We start from the raw sequence: 24683 nt of genomic DNA, 5'->3' as shown, positions 1-24683 counted from the left end.
CTCCAGGTGGCCTGTGGGAATCGTCCCGGCCAGCAGGGGCACCGCCTGGTAGAAGTCTTTTCATCCTGTGATTGCCTGAGTCTGGGACCGCTTTCAATCGCATAAAAGTTGACTTTTTCTGGAGGCTTCATTAACTAATCATGAAAGCGCATCCACTCACCAACCGGAAAAGCGCCATGTCCAAAGCTACTCCGCTCTGTATGCTGGCCGTTTTGATCATTGCCTGGCCATTGCAGGCGCAGAAGACGGATTACGTCTTCAACGTACCGGTCAGCGACAACTTCAAGGATCCCTATACTGTGGGATTCCACTCTGGCGCGCGCGGTGCCTATGGTCCCTGCGACATGGATGGCGACGGTCTGGTGGAGGTGCTGGTGACGGACTATTCGGGCGGCGGCCGCGTCTATGTGATTGAGAACAAGGGAGTGGACACCTGGGAGCTGGTCTATGCTACGCCATGGATGGATTCGACCAGTACCTCGCAGAACGCCCGTTATGCCGTCTGTGGCGACCTGGACGGTGACGGAAAGGGCGAGTTCATGTTTCTGTCGGGAAGAAGCTATAGTGCGACCAACCCGCTGGTGGGTCAACTTAACCTGCGGCCGGGGCTCTTCGTCTACGAGTTCACCGGCACCGATGACGATTACGGAACGGGTCCCGCTTCCATCTACGACTTTCCCGACGATTTGCCCGATCGTTGGGTTAGCGAGCAGATGGTCGTAGCTGATGTAGATGGCGATGGTCAACAGGAGTTGCTTTTCCCAAACAATGGCAGCAATAACCGCTACGACAACTGGTACATTCTATCCGTGACCGGAGATATCGGGAGCGGCTTTGAGGTGTGGGTCGAAGAAGTGCGCATCAGCAGCCGCGCCTCGGAAGACTTTGATCCGGTCAATCGTGGCGGCGGCAGTCCCTATGCGATCCTACCGGCCGATCTGGATGGTGACGGGACCTACGAACTGTCCATGCACTCCTGGAACAACTTTAACTTTACCAATGGAGACGTACTCGGCCCGGATCAATATCAGTTTCCCGATGCGAATGCACAGAACGTGTACGTGCATGCTTCCAGTGGCGACCACGTCGCGCTGTTCGGGGGCGTAGTGGTGGACATCAACGGCGATGGAGACGATGAGGTCTTTTATCCTAACTTCCACACTGGACAGCTGGCCGTCCTGAACTACGAAAGCGGCGAAAATCCCCTGGAGATCACTACCGATCAGCTCATCTTTCCGCTGCTGGAGGGTCCGACGAACCTTGGTATTACCACCGGCGATCTGGACGGTGATGGTCATCCGGAGCTGATCGGTGCAGGTTATTCGTATTCCGGAAGTGCCTTCACGGCGGGCGAGCCTTCCTATTTTATCCGTGTGGCGGAATTTACCGGCACCGATCCGGAAGATCCGAATTCCTATACGTTGATGGACGTCAACACGGCGCTTCCGATTGACAGCACCACCTTCAACGTGATCTTCCGCGACTCGGCCGGCGTGCCGAGCCGTTACTATGAGCCCAGCGGTGGAAACGACCCCTACTTCCCGGCCAAGCTCTCCTACCTTGGTGATCCCGATGGAGACGGCCAGCGGGAGGTGGTGGTCTCCTTCCAGGGTGTGGATGACAGCCTGGATACCTACGATGAGGTGTGGACGGAAGCAGTCGAGGCGCAGCAGTGGTCTTTCACGGCAGACGCCCGGGATGTGGCCTATTCTTCAGGCAACAACCTGGTGCTTGCGCTGGTGAAGGATGCCGGGGCACCGATGCTCCTGGCGCTTGATCCGGACGACGGGACTGCTGTGGACACGCTGGACATGACCGGCGTGGCCGGCGGAGACGAGGTGCTCAACGCCCTGGCAGCCAGCGGATCGGCGCTGATCGCCGTCAATCTGGTCAACGATGCCAGCACGGCGGCCATTCGGCTCTATCAGTGGACCGGAGCCTTTACCGGAGCACCAGAGGTGGTGCTGGACACGATGCTGGCGTCGGGTGGCCGCTTTGGCAACGCGCTGGGTGCTTACATCAGCACCGACTCCATTGCTTTTATCGGTGGGGATACGCAGATTTTCCGTACAGGCACCGATGGGCAGAACTTCCTGATCGATCTGCCTGCGCAGGGAGCGGCTTCCGGCGGCATTGCGCCGGTCAGCGCCACGCGTCTCTGGATCAATGGCGCAGGTCAGCCCGTGCGGTTGATCGACGACACGGGGCAGGTGCTGGCCACGATTGATGACAGCGTTGTGCCACTGGATGCGGCGGGCGTCGCCTACTATCGGTTCACCCCCGACTTTGCCGGCTTCTCGGCGGAATTGCTCGCGATCGGTCCGGACAACGCCGGCGTGTTTTATCTGGTCGACGTGACCGACACTCAGAATCCGCGTCTGGTAGGGACCACCTCCGGTGGGAGCGGATCGCTGATCAGCGGAGTGGGTGGCGGGGTGGCCTTCGACACCCGTCAGCGCCAGATCGTCGGCGTGAACGCGGGGGCTTCCCTTGTAGCGCATCCGTTCCAGTACGGATACGTGCGCACGCTTCGGGAGCGCAGGGCAGCCCCGGCCCGTGCGTTCATGCGGATCATTGCTTCGGACGGGCTGACGGTGGATATCGACCAGGAACGGGTCATCCTTCCCTCCGACTACAGGCTTTCGGCCGCCTACCCCAACCCGTTCCGTGAGCGCATGCAGTTTACGGTTACGTTGCCGCTGGCCAAGCGCATCACCGTGCGCATCTACGATATGCTCGGCCGTGAAGTGCGCACGCTGGCCCGCGATGCGCTGTACGGACCCGGCACCCATACCTTCAGCTGGGATGGCACGGATGCAGCAGGGCAGCGTGTGGCCAGTGGCCTTTACTTCTACACACTGGAATTCGGCCACTTCCGCAAGGTGGGACAGGTAATGCTGGTGCGGTAGTAAATTGCCGAAGGGGCGGCTCCGGAGGTCGCATGGCTTCCGGGGCCGCCCGATCTGGTCGTAAAGCGGGCGATGATGGCGACAAGGTATGGACTGTTGCCGGGATTGCTGCTCATGCTGGTGGTTCCGGTGTGGGCGCAGACCGGAAAGCTGGCCGGCTACGTCCGGGATGCCGAGACCGGCCAACCGCTCATCGGTGCTACCGTCTACATCGAGGAGACCGGCCAGGGAGCGGTAACCGACGCGCAGGGCTACTACGTGGTGCTGAATCTGCGGCCGGGCCTCTATACCGTGCGTTTTTCTTACGTGGGGTACGAAACGGTCCGCTACACGGACGTACGCATCGTCTCGGACCAGACGCGCGAACTTGAGGTGCGCCTTCGTCCCTCGGTGGTGGCGGGGGAGGAGGTGGTCATTACGGCTCAGCGGCCGCTCGTGCAGCGAGACCTTACCTCATCACGGAAGACCGTGGTGGCCGAGGAGATCCAGGCGCTTCCGGTGGAGAGCTTTCTGGACGTGCTGGCCCTTCAGGCCGGGGTGAACCGCGGCCCATCTGGAGAACTCCACATCCGTGGCGGGCGAAGCACGGAGATCGCCTACCTGGTCGATGGGCTCTCGGTGGGCAATCCCTTCAATGCCAATGGCCTGGCCACGGAAGTGGCCACCAACGCCATCCAGGAGCTGACCGTGGTCTCCGGCACCTTCAACGCGGAGTACGGACAGGCCATGTCGGGTATCGTCAACGTGGTGACGAAAGAGGGGGGCGAAAAGCTCGAGGGAACCTTCAGCGCTTACGCCGGCGACTACCTGACGCGCCACGAAGATATTTTCTATCTACCTCCGGGCATCCAGCGAAATACCACCACGATCGAGGGAACGCTGGGCGGTCCGGTGCCGCTGACCGGCAAAAAAGTACGTTTTTTCTTCTCGGCACGGCGCGATCAGTCGGACGGGCATCTCTGGGGCATCCGGGAGCACCTGCCTTCGGACTCGGCCAATTTCAACGTCAATCCCTGGTATTACGAAATCCAGGGACGTCCCTGGACGGCCTATGTCGACTCGCTACCCGTGCCCGACGAGCGTGTGCCCATGAACCCACGTACCAGCTCCAACCTGCTCTTAAAGCTTACCGCCCGCCCCTTCCAGACACTTAAAGTGGAGTATACGCACATGCGGGACCGTGCCCGCACCAGACCTTTCGCCTTCGAGTATCGTTTCAACCCGGACGGGGTGGTCACCTATCGAGACTGGAGCCGCAACCACGCGCTGCACCTTACGCACACGCTTTCTTCCCGGACTTTCTACACGATCCGGCTTTCCTACGCAACGCATTCCTTCCGGTCCTACCTCTACGAGAATCCCACGGACCCGCGCTACGTGTCGGACGGGCGCATCGTGGGTTTCCCCGGGAATCAGTTTCTCTTTGGCGGCGATCAGAAAGGCCACGTCTACGAGGACAGCCGCTCCTGGCGGGCCAAACTCGACATCACCCACCAGTTCGGGCGCATTCATCAGGCCAAGGCGGGCATCGACTGGAATGTACACTACCTGTCGCGCGAGAACTTTGTGGTACTCTACGACGGCAACCAGTACCGCGAGCCCACCGTGCCGCCGCTCGACTCGCCCGCCCACGATCGCTACCGTAACCGGCGCGTGCTCATCTGGAGTGCCTACGTGCAGGACAAGATGGAATTCGAGCAATTCATCGTGAACGCAGGTGTTCGTTTCGACTACTTCTGGCCCGAGGGGGAGTACATTCCTGATTTGCTCGATCCCCTGGGACCTCGCCGGCGGTCGCGTCCACGCTATCGTTTCAGTCCGCGACTGGGCATCTCCTTCCCCATTACCGAAACGGGCTTCATTCACCTGTCCTATGGCCACTTTTACCAGATGCCCCCGCTGCGAAATATCTACATCAACCCGGAATTCGAGTTTGGCGTCGGGACCACGCCCACGTTCGGCAACGCCAACCTGCGCCCGGAACGCACGGTGATGTACGAGATCGGCCTGCAGCAGCAGCTCGGCGCGCTGGTGGCCATCGACGTGACGGCCTACTACAAGGACATCCGGGATTATCTCACGCTGCAGACCGTGCAGTTTCGCACGGCCAGCGATCCGCTCTATCGGATCTACCTGAACAAGGACTACGCGAACGTCAAGGGACTGACGTTTTCGCTTACGAAGCGGCGCGGGCGGGACGATCGGCTGGCCGCCACGCTGGACTACACCTTCCAGATTGCCGAAGGTAACCGTGACGACGCCAATGCCTTCTATTTCAACTTTCTGTCGGGTCGTGAGACGCCGCTGGAGCTGGTGCCGCTGGACTTCGATCAGCGACACGTGGTGTCGAGCACGGTCACCTATGGGACGGGAAGCTGGGGCGTCAGTCTGAAGGGCCAGTTTGCCACCGGGTACCCCTATACGCCCGAGCTAATCAACCAGAAGGTGGATCTCAAGCCCAACAGTGCGCGCAAGCCCTCGCAGATGACCGTGGACCTGTACCTGTATCGCACGTTCACACTGGGGCCCGCCTCGCTGCAGCTTTTTGCCCGCGTTTACAACCTGTCTGACCGCCTCAACGAGCGGTTTGTCTTCAATGATACCGGGCGGGCCACCTACTCGCTGGCTCGCTATCGCAACCTGCACGCCACGTGGGAGCCGTATTACGGCAAACCGGGCATTCACACGCTGGACGAATATCTGACGCGCCCGCACTGGTTCGGGCCGCCACGAGAGGTACGTGTCGGAATGTCGCTGTCCTTTTAAAACGCGGGGAGATGATGCGTAAGACGGCCGTACTTGGCATCCTGCTGGTGCTGAGCCTGTTCGGTGAGCGGTTTGCCCGGGCTCAGTCGGAAAAAGAATGGCGTGAGGGGCGCCGACGCGAATGGACGCTCAAGCAGGTCTACCGCTGGTACACCTACCTGGAGCGGCAGCCGTTGCAACAGAATCAGCTGGACTGCCCGGACTACACCACGCGCCGGGATGTGGTGATGAACGGCAACAAGATCACCACGCAGATCACCAACTTTGGCTCTATCTCCAGTCCGGGCAATACGATCACGGACATTGTCTGGAACGGGCTTGGCTACGGTTACGAGTTCGGGCCGTTCGTGGCTGCCGAAGTGATCGACGAGGGCCATAAAGATCCCCAGAGCGTGCCCATGCGGGACGAGCAGGGGAACGTGGTCTACGATGCCAATGGCGACACCATCTGGGTGATGCACATCGTCTCGGACGGGCTGGTCTCGAACGGTGGCGAGCGCTCGCCGGATGGAAAGGAGTGGTGGGGCTGGCAGCCCATTCCCTGCGCCCAGCCGGTCGGCTCGTTCGAAGGGCTGGAGGTCGTCAACCCGGAATCTGACGAAATCCCCACCAACGACGCACCGGATCGTGACCTGGACGGACGCCCCGACTCGTGGCCCGAGAGCTGGTACAACCCGAACCTGCGCCAGTACGTCTGGCCCGGCGCATTGCGGCAGGGTGTCTCCAACGCTGACAAAGAGGCGCTCTACTTCATGAACGACTATAGCAATAAGGAATTCCACTACTATCCTTTCCCGGATGACTCGACCAAACGTGGGCTCGGGCTCGAGGTCGAGGTACGCATCTACCAGTGGTCCAATCCGCTGGCCGAAGATGCCATCTTCTTCGTGTACAAGATCACCAACAAAAGTCCGAAGGACCTGGAGAAGGTTATCTTCGGCATGTGGGGCGACCCGCACGTGGGCGGCCCGGGCGACTGGCACGATGACCTGGCCTACTTCGACCGCCGTCTGAACATGGTCTATGCCTGGGATGCCGACGGTCGCTCGGACATACCGGGACGCAAGCCGGGCTATTTCGGCTACAAGTTCCTGGAAAGCCCGGGTATCGACTACGACGGGATCGATAACGACGGCGACGGGATGGTCGACGAATCCTGGTACGATGGGATCGACAACGACGGCGACTGGGATCCCGAGCGAGATGACGTGGGCATCGACGGCATTCCGGGTACCGGTGACGAAGGCGAAGGGGACGGGCTGCCCACGCCGGGCGATCCTTACGACATCCGGCGGCCGGGCGAGCCCAACATCGACTTTACGGACATCGACGAGAGCGACATGATCGGGCTGACCAGCTTCGCCTCGCCGCCGTTTGCCGGAAACCGCATCAGCAACGACGAGCGGGTGTGGAGCTTCGTGCAGCCGGGACGCTTCGACGAGGTGCCGCCCGAACCGGGCGACTACGTGTTCATCTATGGATCGGGACCCTTCCGCCTGCGGGCCGGCGAGACCAAGCGCTTTTCCATTGCGCTGCTGATGGGCGAAAACCTGGACGACCTGATGCTCAACGCGGAGACGGTCCAGGAGATCTACAACGCAGGTTACCGCTTTGCCAAACCGCCCGAGAAGCCTCACGTCGTGGCCGTGCCGGGCGACCGCAAGGTGACGCTCTACTGGGACGACCGGGCCGAGTACTCGGTAGATCCGCTCAGCGGAGAGAACGACTTCGAGGGCTACGTGATCTACCGCTCGACCGATCCTGAATTTGCCGACCTGCAGACCATCACCGACATCAACGGCACGCCGTTTCTCTATGAGCCGCTGAAGATGGTTACGGGCGTGCCCGCTCGCTTCGATCGGATCAACGGCATCCAGGGGCTTTCCCCGGTGCCCTATCCGCGGCGTGGCGTGGCCTACTTCCTGGGAAACGACACGGGCCTGCGCCACACGTTCATGGATTCCAACAACGTCATTAACGGTCAGCGGTACTTCTACGCAGTGGTGGCCTACGATCACGGGGCCCCGGACCTGGGCATCCCACCCAGCGAGACCAGCAAAACCATCACCTATAATCCGGAGACCGACACCTACATTTTCGACGTCAACACGGTGTCTGTGGTACCGCGTCCCCCGGCCGCCGGATACGTGCCGCCGGAGGTGGTTGCCGATGAACCGTCGGCCACGGGACCTGTGGCACACGTGTCGGGACACGGCACGGGTACGATCCACATCGAGGTGATCGATCCGATGGCGGTGGAGGATGATAACCCCTATCGGCTGATCTTCGAGGAGGTGGATGGCCAGCTCGTCTATTCCGTGATCGATGAGAAGCCGGTAGAAGTAACGATTCAGGTTGGCAAGGTGGGGAAATCGGCGGGGCTGGGCTACCGCAACATCATTCCGGAAACCTTCGAACTGCTGCATAACGGTCAGCCCCTGCAGGAAGGCGTCGACTACACGCTCAACGCTCGGGCAGGCCGGGTGATCTATCTGGACGGTGGGGCCATCGAGCCCGGCATGGAACTGGTGGCCCGTTTCCAGTACCGTCCGATTGACCGCAGCAGCCTGCTTAACTTTGAGGAAGCCAATCCCATCTTTGACGGCCTGCACCTGTTCGTTCGGAACGACCCGCTGGCGATCGACTCGGTACACACCGGCTGGGTGCAGGGTGGATCGGGCTTCACCTATCAGGTGCGGGTGGCCACGGCCGGTCCCGGCCGCCGAGGGGTCCCCTACGACTACGAAATCCGCTTTGCCAATCAGATCGTTGATACCAGCTTCTCCACGCGGCTGCCCCTGCCGTTCCGGGTCTATAACCGGACGCGGGCCAATGAGCCAGTCGATGTCTTTGTGCCGGATGTAAACCGCAACGGTCGCTGGGACATCGACGAGCGCATCATCTTTCTGGAATATCAGGACGGCTCACCGATCGCTACCTGGGAGGTGCGTTTCTTCGATCCGGAAAACCGGGGCACGCTGCCGGGAGAGGGGGACGTGTTTCAGGTGGTGACGCGCAAGCCCTTCACGATAGAGGATGTCTTCACCTTCCGCACGCGCGCGGCCCGTACCGAACCGGAAAAGGTGCGTCGGCAGATGCGGGAGATCTACGTGGTGCCCAATCCTTACGTGGCCACCAACGTGCTCGAGCCGCGCAATCCGGTTTCGCGCACGCGGCGCGGAGATCGGCGCCTGTACTTTGCGAATCTACCGCCTCGCTGCACCATCCGCATTTACACGCTGGCAGGCGAACTGGTGGACGTGATCGAGCACGATAGCCCGATCGACAACGGAATTGCTTACTGGGATCTGCGCAGTCGTGACAACATGGACATTGCCTACGGACTTTACATCTTCCACGTCGAGTCGGAAGAGGGTACCTATGTCGGGAAGTTTGCGGTCATCAAATAACCTGCTGAAACTGCTGGCCGTCGTTTTTCTGGTGGGCGGAGCGCCGGCAGTCCGGGCCCAGCTCTCCAACGAAGGGCCGGCGCGGGGCACCATCACCAAGGTGGGGACGACGGGCGCACAGTTCCTGAAGCTGGGGGTGGGGGCCCGGCCGCTGGCACTGGGCGGTGCCTACGTGGCACTGGGGACCGATCTGCCGGCGATCTACTGGAATGTGGCGGGTCTGGCGTGGTTTCGTGGGGGAGCGGCCCAGTTCACGCACACCGACTATCTGGCCGGGATCTCCTATGACGTCGCGCTGGTGGCCATCTCGCTGGGATCGGCCGGCTCCATCGGAGCTGGACTCTATTACCTGAACTCCGGAGAGATGCCGGTGCGTACCGTGGAAGAGCCGGAAGGTACCGGTGAGCGCTTTTCGGTGCAGAACCTTGCGCTGCAGCTCTCCTATGCACGCAACCTCACCGATCGCTTTGCGCTGGGCGGCTCGGTCAAATACATCCGGGAGTCGATCTGGCATAGCAGCGCCTCGGCCGTGGCCGTGGACATCGGGGTGCGCTTCATCACGCCGTTTGAGCGCCTGGTCATAGGCGCCAGCATCTCGAATTTCGGTCCCAAGATGCGCATGGACGGAAGGGACATCTACTTCAGTGTGGATCCGGACCTGCAAAACCAGGGCAACGTCGAGGTGGTCAACGCGGCTTATCTGCTGGATTCGTACGACCTGCCGCTGCTGTTTCGCTTTGGTGTGGCCTTTACTGCCTATGAAAATCGAGATGTTCGGTTTATGCTGCTGAGTGATGCGGCGCACCCGAACGATAACACGGAGTACATGAATTTCGGCGCCGAGCTGAATCTCCGCGATCTACTGGCCCTGCGGATCGGCTACAAGAATGTCTTCGAGCGCGACGGCGAGCAGGGATTGACGCTCGGAGGCGGATTGACGCTGGTGTCTGCCGGATTGCGTGCTCATTTCGACTTTGCGCACGCGAGTTTTGGCCGGCTGGGGTCGACCCGGTGGGTCAGCGTGGGTGTCGCCTTCTGATGGCCATGCGTATGCCAAGACGACTTCTGTTGCTGGCGTTGCTGGTTCTGGTGCCGGTTGCACGGGCGCAGCAGCGCTCCGATGTGGTCGAGCGCCCGGTCAGGATTCAGACGCCCGCTCTCAAAAAGGAAGGCGGTCACACGGTCTGGGAGGCTCGTAGTGACACGCTCCCTGGACCATTTACCGGGATCATACTCCGGGGAACGACCAGGCCGGGCGCGACGCTCCGGGGATGGATCCGGCTGGGCGACCGCGACGACTGGCATGAACTGACAATCCTGCGGCAGCAACGGTCGGCCATTTTCTGGGCGGGCTATCGAAGCGATAGCCTGTTGCATGCACCGTTTTTCCGCGTTCGCTTCGAGGGCGAAGGGGCCGGCGTGTTACAGATCATTGAGGCGGGCACCTTTAATCACCTTGACGACTCGTTGCAAGGGGCCCTGAAGTGGCACATCGTGCCCGGGCGTCCATCCGGTCATATTCGGGCGCCCCACCTTATTCGTCGAAGCGAGTGGGGCGCTCGCCCTTTCGTCGGCACACCGACACCGCAGCCCTACTACGACTACGAGACCTTTCATCATACGGCCGGATTTGCACCGCGCACCTACGAGGAAGGAATTCAGGAGGTGCGCAACATTCAGCAGTTTCATCAGGACGTGCGGGGCTGGAGCGACATCGGCTATCACTTTCTGCTCGATCTGGAGGGGCGCATTTACCAGGGACGCCCTTTTGCCGATGAGAGCATTCCGTTCGATCAGGGCCCGCCGCTTGTGATCGGAGCCCACGTTGGAGGACACAACACGGGCAATATCGGCGTGGCCATCATGGGGTGTTTTCATCCGCCCGAGGGCTCGCATTGCATTGATCAGCTCACGCCTGCGGCCCGCGACTCGCTCGTGTTGCTGCTGGCCTACCTGATCGACACCTACGGCATCGATCCGCTGCACATCCGCGGGCATCGTGAATGGCCCTCGGCCTCGACGGCCTGTCCGGGTGACAATAACATGGCGCTGCTACCCGCCATCCGAGAAGAGGTGGCCGAACTGCTCAAGCGGGGCACCACACAGCCGGCCGAGCTTGTGGCGGAGGTAAGTGTCGATGCCGATGGGGTGGTGCGTCTGCGCTGGAACGTCGTCACCCTTCGTAATGCCAGCCGACTTGCGATTGTGCGACAGGCCGGGGTGCGGGCGGATACGATCTACCAGACAACAGAACTGGCGTCCGGGGAATTTGCCGACGTGACGGCTCCCACATCGGCCCAGCTGGTCTACCAGTTCGTGGTCTTCTCTGATACGGGCTATCCATTCGTTCTCGCGGAGGACACGGTTCAACTGCCGCACTATGCCGACTGGCTTCGTGTGGCGGTCTTCCCGTCACCTTTCGTTGAGGAAGCGCGCCTTCGTTACTACCTGCGCACCACGGCCTGGGTCGAGGCCGACCTGTTTGACGTGCTCGGGCGCCCGGTGCGTCGTCTGATCCGGGGATATGTCACCTCGGGCTGGCATGGCGTTTCCTTTGCCCTTCGGGGAGCGGCTACCGGGATGTACTATGTGCGTTTCCGTGCCAGTCTGATCGGCAATCGGGAATTCGTGCGGGTGATCCCCGTCGTGTACGTGGGAGGACTTTAGATGCTCATAGCCGTTGGGCCTGGGCTTATGATTTGATTTCTGATTTCGGCAAGGTTTGCTATTCCCGGAACGATTCTTCTCAAAGAAGCAGGTCTCTAAATCGGAGGCTTTCACGAAGGCAGGAGACGCAATTTTTGTGTAGGCCTACGTACTGCTCCGCCATCTTTTGTACACAATATCACCCATTCGGGTGATTGACGCCCTACTAAAGAGGGGTTAAAATCTTACGGAGCTATATCTCAATACCAATGGAGCCATGAGGCGCAGCCTGCCCGTTTTGTTTTTCTGGGCCGCACTTGGTCGCTTGCTCTGGGCCCAGACTTACGACTCGACCGTGGTAACCGTTCGCGCGGGATGTTATCCTGAGGTTGTTTTTCCTGGGGAAACCTTCGCTTTTCGCTTTGACTACCGCGCGAGTTCAGCCGTAGATACGGTTTACATCCCGCAGGATTTTGATTGGTCTCCATTAGAGGTTGTAGGTTATCGATACATAGAGATGGTTGAGGATGGGAGTAAATCGCTCCAGGTTATCCTGCGGGTACCAGATACTCCGGACAACTGGAGCAGGGATATGGTTATTGGCAAGCAGCCTCCAGTTCGTTGGCGTTTGAAGAGTGGAGAGGAAAGAGAGGAGGAACAGTTCTGTTCAACCTTGGTGCATACAAGGTATATCTACTATACGTCTCCAGAAGGAGGTCTTGTATATGAAGACAGATCGGCTGGTTCATGGCATCTCATCAACAGAGGGGTAAGAGATAATACAGTGTTGCCTATCGCACGAGGTTCAGGGTATCTCATCTTCGGATTGGAACCGGGTCTTGTAAGATTTTCCCTTTGGCCTTGGGGAGACGGAATTTTCAAGGTATGGGTAGAGGGACCACTTTATTTGTATCATATCAATCCTTCCATGGATACAAAAGATTTCAGTTTGGTGACATGGCAAGTTTCATATTTCAAAGATTCAGAATATTTCAGAATTGATCCTGTGGACACCTTTACAACAAATAGTGTTCCTTATCATACGGGAGATTATGAAAGATATCTTGATAATGCATGGCGTTTACTTGTTATTCCCAGGCCAGAGGCTCCAAATGAAAGTCGAGGAAAAATCGTGGCTGCTTTTTATCGTGAAGGAGTTGAGCTTTTTAGAAGGGAGTTGAACTTTTATGTATATGGTGACTTTCTCAAAAACAATGTCTTTCTAACACCTATCTTTAAGGATACGTCGGGATCTTTTTATACTTGGGGGGATGATTGGAGTAATCGACCTACGGTTCAAGAAATATGTAGTGGATATACAATAGTATCAAACATATGCCCAAGTCCTTCTATAGCGGGACCTGATACAGCGGTTTATTCTTTTTTATATAGCAATACAGGATCTTTATCCATAATTTCCAATTATGCCCATGATGGTTTTGTGAATCTGAGTGTTTCTTCTAGTTTTAGCTATATTAGAAAGTTAATTTGGGAATACAAGGGAAAAACAAAAAATAAGAGACCCGATATAAATGAAATATTAGAAGAACTAGAAGAAAAACTAAAGGAAGAAGAAGAAGAAAATGAAAGAGAAGATAATACTAAAATATTTTATACTTCAGTAATAGGAGACGCGACAGATGAAACAGAAAATTATTACGCTGTCTTTAATCAAAATGCAAGGGTTGTTTTCGAATTGGGAGAGCGGTATAATTCTAATTTTCTATCAGATACTTTGCATCCTATTTATGCATTAAGAAATTCTTATTTTTTAGGCCAGTTTAATTATACCAAAAAAATTATAGGATATCCGGGATTCGTTATTCAGTGCACCATTAAACCCAGCGATTGTAATGTCATAGGTACTTACGGATTAGAACCTGTTATCCTAAATGGTACCTACAAAAGTGAAAATAATCCTTCTGGTTCGCTTGCTGTTGATGGCTACGATGATAGAGACATAGTGTTTTTCCATAACTATTTTAATGAATTGTTTTATTCTCCGCATGTTATAACAACAATATTCAACTTTCCCTCGAAATCTTCTCAATTATCTCCGGAAGACACAACCTCGCCACCGTTGATCGACATTCGTCTGCTGGCCAATCCTTCGGTGCAGCGGCTGCAGGATCTGGCAGGTTCTTTGAATGATCGACGGCCTTTTGAATTTATCGTACAGGTCTATCAGAACGGCCAGCCCCTTGCTAATACGCCGCTAACTGTGGAGGGTCCTTTCGCCGATGACGAAATCCCCTCTACCGACGCCCTTCTGCTACTGAACGAGCCACAGCAAACGAACGCTTTTGGTATCTATAGCTTCTTCTGGATTCCTCCATCCAAGAACTGGTTTGAGGGCAAGTCGATGCCTTATGGCTTCCGATTCCGCGTGCGCGTTGGCGATACGTGGGAAGACGCGACGGTCCAGGTCTCCAACTTGATTATTCAGGGGCAGCTCGTGCAACGCCATGCTGGCGCCAAGCTCCGGCAGGACCCGGACCGGGACGGGTTATTGCCGCTTGCCAACGTGGAGGTCAGCCTGGAGCCCGATTTTCCACCGGACCGCACCGTGCGCACCGACGCCAACGGCCACTTCGAACTGGGTGTACCGGAGGTGGGAAGCTATCAGGTCTATGCGCGCCGTCGTGAGTTCTGGCCCGACAACTTCCCGAAATGGAGCCGCACCCAGGGGCGCGTTTTTGTTACGGAAAGCGGCCCTGTGCCCGATACGCTCTTGCTCTTTCTGGCCGAGTTGCCCGTCGGTCCGATGCTGCAAAGATGGATTCCCGAGATCACCTTCGACATGGAATCGGTACGGGACTCGCTGCAGCATCTACGTGTCATTCCAGAGATTGTGGGCTTTCTGTCAGAAATTGCCCGTCAGGACAGTACTGGGGCGTTGGATGAGGAAGCCGTACGGCGGTTGCAGCAGGCCGTTTTTGCCACATACGATCTGTTTCAGGGAGCACACGACCTGGCAGATTGTGGCAAAACAGCCATCTGGGAAGGCTCGTTGGGGATCCTCTTTGAAGTGGTTAAACTGATTGTTGAAAAGATAAAATTGCTTGAGAAAATCAGCCAGAGCATTCGAAGCAAACTGCCGGCTGACTGGAAGCAATCCTCGGACCCTAAGATTCGTCAGCTGGGACGCACGCTGGAGGCGCTTGAAGGTATCAAGATAAGATTGGTCAACATTCTGGAAAGGATTCAAGCATGGGCCCAGAAAAGCTCCAACGACCTTCTGGAAGGCATGCGGCACGCTATTATAAATGGAGATTTTGCATCGTTCAATACCATGTATTTCTTGCGGGGGAGGATTTTTGAGCCGCTGGCTGAACTGATCAAAAGGGTGACAGATCTGGCCAAGAAAACCAAACTGGATGAGTTCTCTCGAGAATTTGTCTTTTCCCAGGCAATGGAGCAAAGCGGTTTGAATCGCCTACTCAACTCGCTTAGCGACACAATCAAGGAGATACTTCTGCGGGGACAGCTTGATGATCTGCGTGCGGTTGTAGCCACAACGCTTCAAGAAGAGGTCGAACTGGCACGTCAGCGTCAGTTTTCAGCGTATCCGCTGAGTTTTTATCATGCCCGTCGAGCCAGCAACGGATGGCTGGAGCTAATGCGCCAGGAGCGCACCCGGCTGCTGGGGCGCTGCGAGGGATTGCTTGGCCTGAACGAGATGGCTAATGCGGCTATGGATGCCATAAAAGCGGCCATGCTCGGGTTGAGCGTAGCGACCTCAGGGGCTCTGACACCCGCGGCTGTGGCTGTGGATCGGCTTTCGACGGCGGTGGGGCTGGTTCTGAAAGCGGCCATGATTCTCACGGGCCTGGAAGTTATGTCGGCCATTCATCCGAAGGGCAATTATGGGCGGCCTGGGATTGCGGCCGTGCGACAGGCTTTTTCGCTGAAAGCACCGGCGCTTGCGGTGCGCGTACACTCGCCCGTACGTTTGATGGTGGTCGATACGCAGGGACGCCGCACGGGTGCTGATGCTACAGGACAGTTCTACAACGAAATTCCGGGTGCTGGTTACTGGCCTGCCAGTGATTCGCTGGAAGAGACGATCTTGCTCCCGGCTGATATCGGACCGTTTCGGGTGATCGTGCACGGCAGCGGCAGCGGTACGTATGCCCTGGAGCTGTTGCAGTTGGACTCGCTGGGCGAAGAGACGGTCTTGCGCCGTTGGACAGGAGAGGTTTCGCCCCTGGATCGCTGGCAGTTGGTTGTGGAAAGTCCTGAAGAAGCAGTTGCTTCAGCTACGCTTCAGAGTTTACCGGAAGCGACAGATCTATTTGTGATGCTCGCGGGTCAGCGGCGAGACTCGGTGCGCGTAGGCCTGGGTCTGAGCGTGACGCTCGAGGCTGTTGCCACCTATGGCGACACGACGCTGACCCTCCCTGCCACGAACGTGCAATGGTCGGTGAGCGATACGATTGCTGCAGTTGCAGAAACGGAACGACCCGGGCAGGCCTCGGTGGTGGGACTACACCCGGGCAGCACGACGCTGACGGTGCAGGCCGAGGCATTCACGCGTCGGATCGTGTTGGATGTGGCGGGCCTTGAGGGAGCGATCTCGCTTTCGCGCCGCAGCCTGACCGCCAGCGACACGGTATCGGTTCAGGTACGGGTGCGGGCTCATGGGGTTGCACGGCCCGAACAGATTGCCGTGGAGGTACGCACCCCGACAACTCGTTACTGGCTCCCGGTGATGCCTGACGAGAACGGTGTTGCTACGGTGGCCTGGCGCATGCCGGACAGTCTCTCGGGCTATAGTGGTCCTGGTCAAATGGCCCTCGTTGGAGTGGTAGAAGGCGATACGATTACTCTTGCGTCGGTGCCGTTTGTGCTGGTAGCGTCGGACGTCGAGGTGCCGGAGGTGCTGGAAGCCGAGGCTACGGAGGATGGGGTTGTGGTAGCCCGTGTGCAGCTACCGCGATCGGTACTGGCCGCAGCGCTTCAGCCGGAGGTGCTGCTTTCGGTTGTGGATTCGCTGCCGGCGGCCTTACCCTCGGGCTTTACGGCCATCGGCCCCGCCATTGGATGGAGTTTCTGGGATCAGGCGCAGGCCACGGCTGTGGCACCCACGTCTGCTTACCGCATGCAGCTTTGGAGTGGAGCCTATCAGGGCAGACCAAAGGCCCTCTACTGGGATGGTACCGCATGGGAGGCACTTGAAGTCGAAGCGGCTTCTGGCTTCTGGGAGGCCACGCTGGAGAGTGCCGGGGGAGTGATTTTGCTGGCGCGTCCGGAGCAGGTGGTCGCGGTAGAAAAGGCCGAATTGCCGGAGCAGGTGCGACTGGAGGTTTATCCGAATCCGTTTGGTGGTCGGGTGCAAATTCGCATAGGGATCCCTCGGTCAGGATTGGTTCGTCTGACACTTTACGATGTACTGGGACGTGAGGTAGCCCGTCTTTTTGAAGGAGAGCAGACGGCGGGCTGGCATACGCAGAGCTGGGATGCTTCCGACCTGGCCAGCGGATTGTATTTGCTGGTGCTGGAAGGTGAGGGATTTCGCACTACCAAAACCATGGTGAAGGTGCAATAGCGATAATAGATTCTTTCTTTACAAATGGTGCGATGGCTTTTCCTGGTGCTGGCGGCAGGGCTGCTGCCGTGGGCGCTTGCCTTCCAGACGGAACCGTTTGGCAGGATCGAACACCGCTACGAGCTCACGCTCGGCGTGGCGGCCTACAACCTCACGACGGGCGCGTCGGTGTTCTATCGGGCCGACACGCTGTTTCCTACTGCATCGGTCATCAAACTGGCCGTTCTGGTCGAGCTTTATCGTCAGTATGAGCAGGGCTATCTGAGTCCGCAGGATACGGTGGTGCTGACGGCCGGGCGGATCTATCCGGGCAGCGGCGTGCTGCAGCATCTTTCGGTACCCCGTGTGCTCTCGCTGCAGGATGCAGCCGTTTTGATGATCATTCTGAGTGACAACACAGCCACGAATCTTGTTTTCGATCGGCTCGGTCCGCACCATGATGCGCGGCTGGATTCGGTCAACGCCACGCTTCGGTCGCTCGGTCTGCAACGCACGCGTATGTTGAACAAGCCGTTTGGCTTCAGCACGCGCAAGAACACACCGGAGGCGCGTCGCTATGGGATCGGGATGGGCACGCCGCGCGAGCTGATGCAGCTGATGATAGCGATGGCACGGGACAGAGTGGTTTCAGCGGAGGCCTCGCGCGAGATGATTGAGATCTTAAAGCGTCAGCAGTGGACGGAGATGGCGCCGCGGTTGCTTCCGGTGGAGGCAGACACGCTGCAGGTGGCCCATAAGACCGGAGCGATCAGCACGGCCCGCTGTGATGTGGGTTTGATCTTCAGTCCACGCGATACAATCGCCTTTGCTGTGATGACGGATCATATAAAGGATCCGCGCTGGTCGGTTGATCAGGTGGGAAATCTGGCCGTGGCCGAGGCGGCGCGTCTGGTCTACGAGCGGCTGCATGTTCGATGAGGGGTCGCATGGTGGTCGATGCCCTGATTTGGTAATCGAATCGCTCCGAGTTTCTTTCATTGCCTTGTGTAAAATACATGCTGTCTGCTGTGCTCTTCTTACACAAGGCATCCACCAACAACGGCATATAGCAGTATGAGGAGACGCCCGGGAATGTGAGGTAAGAAGGAGGTGACATAATGCTGTCACTACTAGGTACTAATCTGAACGGTGTGATGGCAGTACATGTTAAACCTCAGACCATAGGAGCAGTAGAGATGGTACGTGTCTTCTGGGCCGATCCGCGGAAGCCGACGCCTTCGCAGCTTGAAGTACTTCGCGAGCTGCTGGAAGAAGACGTAGAACTGGTGAAAGCCGAACGACCGTTTGTCTCGGCTGAGGAGATTGCGGCACATTTTCGCAAGAGCGGTTGTGAGGAGCTGGTAGTGGACTGGAACGCTCCCGCCCGGGTTCTCGCGCATCTGGTAGAGCAGGGTATACATCCTCTGATTGCCGAGATGCAGGAGGTGCCTCTTGAGCAGGCAGATTTTGTTGAGAACGGTAGGGGATATCGCTTTGATTATTTCTATCGGTTGGAAGACGTGCGCCTGTTGCTTCGCCGGGTTCGTCGCGGTGAGGCCCTGTGCGGGAGCATCGCGTTGCCCCTTCTGGCACGTATCGACATTCAGGGAGATCAGTCGCTCTATATCGTCTTTTCAAAAGAAGATCTGGACGGCTTGATGTTGGATGCTGGTTGTGAAGTGGTGGACTTTATGCATATTCCGATCGCCCATGCGGGGATGTTGATTGATCTGATCGATCGGGGGCTGTTGGAGGGAGGCTATTGCCTGCTGTATCCAGAAAAGGTGGAGCAGGTGCGAGCAGTGGGACGTGCGGCACTGACGAAGCGGGAAGGTTCGTCCGAATAAAGTCTGTGTTTTTGCTTTTGTATAGGCCGGTTTGAGTAATTCAGAGAGGACATTGTTACGCGAGGTCGATAGAAAATTTCCGCAGTTGAATAGCGACGGTAGCGTTGAAGGTTAGAAGGTGGACCGTTTATGCGTGGAAAACTGGACTAATCGACCCGCCTGAAACGAATACGTTGGCTCTGGAGGCCAATGCAAATAGATTGAAGCGCCTTGTGTAAGGCTGATATGCCGGTACGCTTTTAGCCTTACACAAGAACGGCGCCACTACATTCCGGACCATAGAGGCAGACGTATATATTTTTTCAGGAAGGCGACCGCGGCGTGTGGCCTGTAGCACCCGGAGATTCGTGCAGGTTCGAGAGTGGTTGTTGGAGCGAGCTGGAGTTGATGCGGGCAGCGGTTCCGTTATTGCTATACTCACACACTCAGCAACAGCCCAAAGCCACGAGAGGAGCGGGTGCAGCGCCGCTGGTATTCTACTTCTGATAAGTGGATTTATCGCAACTCAAAATAGACCCGCGCTCTGAGCTTTCGTGCTGGTCTTGTTGGGGGTTTAGTATAGCAATAACGGAAAAGCTCCGACCTTTCCTGTCACACGCTTGCGGCCATCTAAACCATCGCGTTTTACATCATGCCCGGACATGATGTATCCGGGCTTTGCCGATCAACCCGTCCAGGCAACATGAAACCCGGACAGGCCCGCCACCTCTCGCAATCATTCTCCAGCGTCCACCTTCCGCACGGCTTTGAAACGGCAAGACCTGAGCAATGCCCTACCTTGTGTAAGGATTGATCGGTCACTCACTTTCTAACTTACACAAGGTCGGATTATAATCCTGGTAGCCACTCTTTTTGGTAATGTCTGAAGGTCAGGAATTCTTCCCAACTCCAAACATGCTCAGCCAAGCCAATCGCCCTGGCTGACGTGCCTGGCCGATAGCGCCGCTCGCCCGGCAAGCCGGCAACGCGCTCTCGCAACACCCGATGCAGGCGCATCCAGTTGTGATCGAACAAACAGAGCCACACCAGCGCATCCCAGCTTGTCGGCTTCTTCGCAAAAGCATGCGTTTTACGCGTCAAGGCGCTGCGCCGATCACGCAACACTCCGTTGAGGTGTTCCTCGTGCACATAGTGGAGTCACAATACGCTCGCCGAATGGCCTTCTCATAGGCTTTCCGGCCATCACTAACCCAACACACACCAGCCTGCCCCCGAGTGCGCTCACGGCTCAGACGGACCACTTCCGGCGCCAGTTCATCCTCGGTCGGTCCAAAAGCCCAGGCCACCACAAAGCGGCAGGCACGGTCCTGGCTTATGCATCCCCAGCGCGGGCCCACCCCGTCCGGCGTGCTTGTCCTACTTCTAAGCGCGCCCCGCTTTTTTTAACAAACGACCAGAAGACGTCTACTTCCAGCTGGCTCAGCTGGAGCTCGCACACCAGGGCCTAGGTGATGGCCTCCGCATGGTGTGCCGCCCGACGCAGCCAGCGACCAATGGTCTCATACTTGTGGCCGGTGATCTCCTCGGCGGCGCTCAAACTCCCCCGCCGCATGACGATGAGCAGGGCACGGGCCACTTCGGCCGGTGGGGTGCGCAGACGATACATCGGGGTGCCCAGGGTGAGACCGAAGGAACGGCCGCAGCCGCGACATACCCAGCGCGGGCGGCCGTCTTTATGGCCGTTGCGGACCGTGTGCTTGTCGCCACAACGGGGACAGGGTGGGTTGTCCGGTGATGCTTTTCGAGCCATGGTTCACCTCCTGCCCCTAATTATAATCACTACTGCATAGAGTGACAACCGATCGCTCAGATCGCCACGGATTTCAATCCCTCATAGGTAGGCTACAAACCAACCGCGCACCCCTGGCCAGCTCATCACGATACCGCTCATTTCAATCCCTCATAGGTAGGCTACAAACCGATCTCGAGGCCCAGGCGCAAGAGCTGTTTTCTCAGTCATTTCAATCCCTCATAGGTAGGCTACAAACGAGTCGGTGGAGGACGTCGACGCGGACGTCTTCTACGAATTTCAATCCCTCATAGGTAGGCTACAAACGGTTTACGTATGGACGCCTGCTGGATATTGTCAGATATTTCAATCCCTCATAGGTAGGCTACAAACTCGAAATCCGCTGCTGGGAATGCGGCCGCGTGCTCGGATTTCAATCCCTCATAGGTAGGCTACAAACGATCTCCGTAACCGATATTCCGCGCAGGTACATGTATTTCAATCCCTCATAGGTAGGCTAGAAGTCATCCGAAAAAGGTTCTCAAGAAGATCATGAGGCACCCGAGCAATACAAAACCCAGGTAGTTTTCCGCGTAGCGCTCATGACGCATCACAATCCGGCGAAAATGCCCCAACCACGCAAACAACCGCTCTACTTTCCAACGGCGTCGATAGCGACGAAGCTTACGCCCATCCTGCGTCTTTTTCCGCTTCCGATTCCGCCGATGCGGGGCAATCATCTCTATACCCTGTTGCGCCAATGCCTTATCCAGCGGATCACTGTCATATGCCCGATCTCCAATCAAACGTACTGGCCTGGCCTCGGTAAAACGAGCCGCCAGAGTGGCTTCGACCAACCGGGTCTCATGTGGCGAAGCACTGGCCACCAGCACCGCCAGCGGCATCCCATTGGCATCGGCTATCGCCATGAGTTTGCTTCCTTTACCTCGCTTTGTCTTGCCCACACACGTCCCCCCTTTTTAGCAGCGACAAAGCAGGCATCGATAAAGCACTCCGAAAGCTTGAGCTTGCCCTGTTGGTGGAGTTCTTCGGCCAACACCTGCAAAATGCGTTGGAGGGTGCCGTTTCGGTTCCATGCCTGGAAGCGATCGTGGCAGGTGGACCTGGGCGGAAAGTGGGCGGGGAGCTTGGCCCAGGGAGCGCCGGTCTGGAGTATCCAGAGGATCGCTTCGAGGATCTCGCGGTCGGCGCGTCGGGGACGGCCGCGTCGATCAGGGCGTTTAGGAGGGGAGACGATCAGGGGCTCGATGCGTGCCCATTGTGCGTCGGTGAGTTTCATGAGGCCGCTCCGATTATCGTGGCGATTACAGAGTATCCCTATTTTCCGGATAAGTTCTACAAACGATCTCCGTAACCGATATTCCGCGCAGGTACATGTATTTCAATCCCTCATAGGTAGGCTACAAACCTGGCGGAGCTACCGCCAGGTCCATCCGAAGACCGGATTTCAATCCCTCATAGGTAGGCTACAAACTGAGCGGCTGGAGCACGGCACGCTCTGGCCGGCTCGGATTTCAATCCCTCATAGGTAGGCTACAAACGAATCGCTGGAAGACGTCGACACGGACGTTTTCTACGATTTCAATCCCTCATAGGTAGGCTACAAACCCGAAAAACGCTCGCTGGTGGCCGCCTTTATCTTCCAATTTCAATCCCTCATAGGTAGGCTACAAACAAGCTACCCGTAAGCGCATTCGCGAACGGATCAAGCGATTTCAATCCCTCATAGGTAGGCTACAAACCCAAAGCTCTCGTAGCCAGCATCCCTGGCATAGGCGTATTTCAATCCCTCATAGGTAGGCTACAAACCTGCGCGCGCACGGCGGCGCGCGGACCGTTTGCGCTATTTCAATCCCTCATAGGTAGGCTACAAACGTAAACTGCTCGTGGGGCCGAACCATGTGGCCGTAGCATTTCAATCCCTCATAGGTAGGCTACAAACTCAAGCGCGGGGCCAGCGGCCCGCTCTCCTTCTACTAATTTCAATCCCTCATAGGTAGGCTACAAACGTTCTCGAGCGCCGACGAGGCGCATCTGACCTTCGTATTTCAATCCCTCATAGGTAGGCTACAAACATGTGGCGAGTGGCGTCATTGCCGCCGTGCTTCGCAATTTCAATCCCTCATAGGTAGGCTACAAACTCTACTTAAGACCGTCCGATATTACCACCAGGTTGAAATTTCAATCCCTCATAGGTAGGCTACAAACCGGGTGGACGGAGTATGGCTTTTCCGGAAAGGCTACCATTATTTCAATCCCTCATAGGTAGGCTACAAACCAGGCGGAAGGCGAAGAGCCTGAGCCGTCTGCGTCATTTCAATCCCTCATAGGTAGGCTACAAACCCGCGCGCAGGAGGCTCCATGACGCGGCGAAGGCGTGAATTTCAATCCCTCATAGGTAGGCTACAAACTCGCCTGATCGGCGTCCGCCTCCACGGAAAAGACGATATTTCAATCCCTCATAGGTAGGCTACAAACGGGCATCCGCCTGCTGTGCGTCCGTCGCGTGCATCGCAATTTCAATCCCTCATAGGTAGGCTACAAACGACCGGCGCGTCCTGGCGCTTGGCTTCGACGGCCACGTATTTCAATCCCTCATAGGTAGGCTACAAACGCGCGCGGCGTGATCTACTGCGATCCGAACCTGGCGCTATTTCAATCCCTCATAGGTAGGCTACAAACGGCACCTCGGCGCTCGGCGCATCGGCACCGACGCGAATTTCAATCCCTCATAGGTAGGCTACAAACCGGAAGCCGCTTATAGGCTTTCTCACCTTCCATCCAGAATTTCAATCCCTCATAGGTAGGCTACAAACTTTTATTCAATGCTCATTGACGTGAACGGAGAAATCGATTTCAATCCCTCATAGGTAGGCTACAAACATCCGGAAACTATGAGATTGTAGACGAACTTCCTGATATTTCAATCCCTCATAGGTAGGCTACAAACCCAACAACCTCCGTGAAAACTTTGATATCGGTTTTGATTTCAATCCCTCATAGGTAGGCTACAAACCCAAGCAAACTATGTATTTCAGCAACATTTCTGATCCGATCCATTCAATCATAGAACAAAACAGGCCTTTTTGTTTCCCGGAAAGGGTCTTTTACTTCGTTTTATGTCGTCGATCGCTGGAGGCTACAACGCTATTCTACATCGACGACACCAATTCTGGCAGCATTACCCCCTATTGACAGTGCTCGGAGTTCTAAAATGAAAGCGGCAAGTTCGGGTCGAAGTGGTGTTGGAGGTGTATGCCGATCCTTTGGGGCGAAAAGAAAATAGCAATATCGATTTCAGAGTTACGATGGGCATATTTATGATTGTCGGAACAAACGCTTTGACCATGGCAAACGATTTGCCACCAACGCGGAATAATGAGAAGGGACAGCTCATGCAGGATCATCGCCGCTCGGCAGCGTGTTTTCTACTGTTGTTGCAACAGCGGGAAGGAGAGAATCTCGCTGCAAAGCAGTTGAAAGCACTAAAGGTAGCCCTGGTCGCATAACTACTCTGTCCTTCAATTTAACTACTATAAGCCAACCAGGTAAATACATTATGTACGTAATTATGGTATATGACGTTAGCGTTAAGCGTGTAGCCAGAGTGCTCCAGATTGGCCGAAAATATCTCACCTGGGTTCAAAATTCTGTAATGGAAGGCGCACTAACCCAAACGCAGTATCAGCGCCTTAAGCAAGAAGTTCTCAAAGTAATTGACAAAAATGAAGATAGTGTGTTATTCTACACCTTAAGATCCGAACATGATTTGCGCAAAGAAATACTGGGAATCATCAAGGGCGCCCCATCGGACATTGTTTAACGATC

General features: G+C 56.8%; 12 protein-coding genes, 1 pseudogene and 2 CRISPR repeat arrays. Of the genes and pseudogenes, 10 read left to right on the top strand and 3 right to left on the bottom strand.

Annotation, left to right across the window (positions count from 1 at the left end; all coding sequences use genetic code 11):
- The first annotated feature begins 176 nt into the window (after window positions 1–176).
- From GYH26_RS07300 to GYH26_RS07265, 8 genes are all read left to right on the top strand, one after another.
- A complete protein-coding gene (locus GYH26_RS07300) occupies window positions 177–2909 on the top strand; it encodes an FG-GAP-like repeat-containing protein (protein WP_242006639.1) in 2733 nt (910 codons plus the stop codon).
- 72 nt (window positions 2910–2981) lie between these two features.
- A complete protein-coding gene (locus GYH26_RS07295; RefSeq protein WP_161541086.1) occupies window positions 2982–5675 on the top strand; it encodes a TonB-dependent receptor in 2694 nt (897 codons plus the stop codon).
- Window positions 5676–5686: 11 nt separating this feature from the next.
- Window positions 5687–9085: a hypothetical protein gene (locus GYH26_RS07290; RefSeq protein WP_242006638.1), complete on the top strand. Its 3399-nt coding sequence runs from the start codon at window positions 5687–5689 to the stop codon at window positions 9083–9085.
- A complete protein-coding gene (locus tag GYH26_RS07285) occupies window positions 9057–10124 on the top strand; it encodes a PorV/PorQ family protein (RefSeq protein WP_012845294.1) in 1068 nt (355 codons plus the stop codon). Before GYH26_RS07290 ends, GYH26_RS07285 begins: the two co-directional genes overlap by 29 nt.
- A gap of 5 nt (window positions 10125–10129) precedes the next feature.
- Complete coding sequence (locus GYH26_RS07280; RefSeq protein WP_242006637.1) at window positions 10130–11752, top strand: peptidoglycan recognition protein family protein; 1623 nt, start codon at window positions 10130–10132, stop codon at window positions 11750–11752.
- Window positions 11753–12008: 256 nt separating this feature from the next.
- Window positions 12009–17279, top strand: coding sequence for a T9SS type A sorting domain-containing protein (locus tag GYH26_RS15225; protein ID WP_161541084.1), 5271 nt, complete (start codon window positions 12009–12011; stop codon window positions 17277–17279).
- 24 nt (window positions 17280–17303) lie between these two features.
- Window positions 17304–18197, top strand: a complete 894-nt coding sequence (locus tag GYH26_RS07270; RefSeq protein ID WP_242006636.1) for a serine hydrolase — start codon at window positions 17304–17306, stop codon at window positions 18195–18197.
- A gap of 257 nt (window positions 18198–18454) precedes the next feature.
- On the top strand, window positions 18455–19105 hold the full coding sequence (locus GYH26_RS07265; RefSeq protein WP_161541083.1) for a hypothetical protein: 651 nt from the start codon (window positions 18455–18457) through the stop codon (window positions 19103–19105).
- An 828-nt stretch (window positions 19106–19933) separates the two neighbouring features.
- On the opposite strand, the gene GYH26_RS07260 is transcribed toward GYH26_RS07265, so the two are convergent.
- The 3 genes and pseudogenes from GYH26_RS07260 to GYH26_RS07250 all read right to left on the bottom strand — a co-directional run.
- Window positions 19934–20185, bottom strand: a complete 252-nt coding sequence (locus GYH26_RS07260; protein ID WP_161541082.1) for a hypothetical protein — start codon at window positions 20183–20185, stop codon at window positions 19934–19936.
- A gap of 364 nt (window positions 20186–20549) precedes the next feature.
- Window positions 20550–20855 (bottom strand): IS1 family transposase, encoded by a 306-nt coding sequence (locus tag GYH26_RS15665; protein ID WP_197738555.1) that lies wholly within the window; start codon window positions 20853–20855, stop codon window positions 20550–20552.
- 70 nt (window positions 20856–20925) lie between these two features.
- Window positions 20926–21359: a CRISPR direct-repeat array (repeat unit 30 nt; unit sequence ATTTCAATCCCTCATAGGTAGGCTACAAAC).
- 14 nt (window positions 21360–21373) lie between these two features.
- A pseudogene (locus tag GYH26_RS07250) lies at window positions 21374–22134 on the bottom strand (IS5 family transposase); the annotation flags it as partial.
- A 98-nt stretch (window positions 22135–22232) separates the two neighbouring features.
- A CRISPR array of direct repeats spans window positions 22233–23871; the repeat unit is 30 nt; unit sequence ATTTCAATCCCTCATAGGTAGGCTACAAAC.
- Window positions 23872–24097: 226 nt separating this feature from the next.
- Here GYH26_RS07250 and GYH26_RS07245 point away from each other — a divergent pair.
- Both GYH26_RS07245 and cas2 read left to right on the top strand, forming a co-directional pair.
- Window positions 24098–24364: a hypothetical protein gene (locus tag GYH26_RS07245; RefSeq protein ID WP_161541081.1), complete on the top strand. Its 267-nt coding sequence runs from the start codon at window positions 24098–24100 to the stop codon at window positions 24362–24364.
- Window positions 24365–24414: 50 nt separating this feature from the next.
- Window positions 24415–24678, top strand: a complete 264-nt coding sequence (cas2, locus tag GYH26_RS15660) for a CRISPR-associated endonuclease Cas2 (protein WP_161541080.1) — start codon at window positions 24415–24417, stop codon at window positions 24676–24678.
- Window positions 24679–24683 lie beyond the last annotated feature (5 nt).

The sequence above is a fragment of the Rhodothermus marinus genome, from assembly GCF_009936275.1.
Taxonomy (GTDB): domain Bacteria; phylum Bacteroidota; class Rhodothermia; order Rhodothermales; family Rhodothermaceae; genus Rhodothermus; species Rhodothermus marinus_A.
The sequence above is the reverse complement of the archived record's forward strand: the minus strand, read 5'-3'. Positions and strand labels throughout refer to the sequence as shown.

Excerpts from the sequence above, each read along its gene's own strand:
- GYH26_RS07300 (WP_242006639.1), top strand. The coding sequence starts at position 177 with ATGTCCAAAGCTACTCCGCTCTGTATGCTGGCCGTTTTGATCATTGCC.
- GYH26_RS07295 (WP_161541086.1), top strand. The coding sequence starts at position 2,982 with ATGATGGCGACAAGGTATGGACTGTTGCCGGGATTGCTGCTCATGCTG.
- GYH26_RS07290 (WP_242006638.1), top strand. The coding sequence starts at position 5,687 with ATGATGCGTAAGACGGCCGTACTTGGCATCCTGCTGGTGCTGAGCCTG.
- GYH26_RS07285 (WP_012845294.1), top strand. The coding sequence starts at position 9,057 with ATGTCGGGAAGTTTGCGGTCATCAAATAACCTGCTGAAACTGCTGGCC.
- GYH26_RS07280 (WP_242006637.1), top strand. The coding sequence starts at position 10,130 with ATGCGTATGCCAAGACGACTTCTGTTGCTGGCGTTGCTGGTTCTGGTG.
- GYH26_RS15225 (WP_161541084.1), top strand. The coding sequence starts at position 12,009 with ATGAGGCGCAGCCTGCCCGTTTTGTTTTTCTGGGCCGCACTTGGTCGC.
- GYH26_RS07270 (WP_242006636.1), top strand. The coding sequence starts at position 17,304 with ATGGTGCGATGGCTTTTCCTGGTGCTGGCGGCAGGGCTGCTGCCGTGG.
- GYH26_RS07265 (WP_161541083.1), top strand. The coding sequence starts at position 18,455 with ATGGTACGTGTCTTCTGGGCCGATCCGCGGAAGCCGACGCCTTCGCAG.
- GYH26_RS15665 (WP_197738555.1), bottom strand. The coding sequence starts at position 20,855 with ATGGCTCGAAAAGCATCACCGGACAACCCACCCTGTCCCCGTTGTGGC.
- cas2 (WP_161541080.1), top strand. The coding sequence starts at position 24,415 with ATGTACGTAATTATGGTATATGACGTTAGCGTTAAGCGTGTAGCCAGA.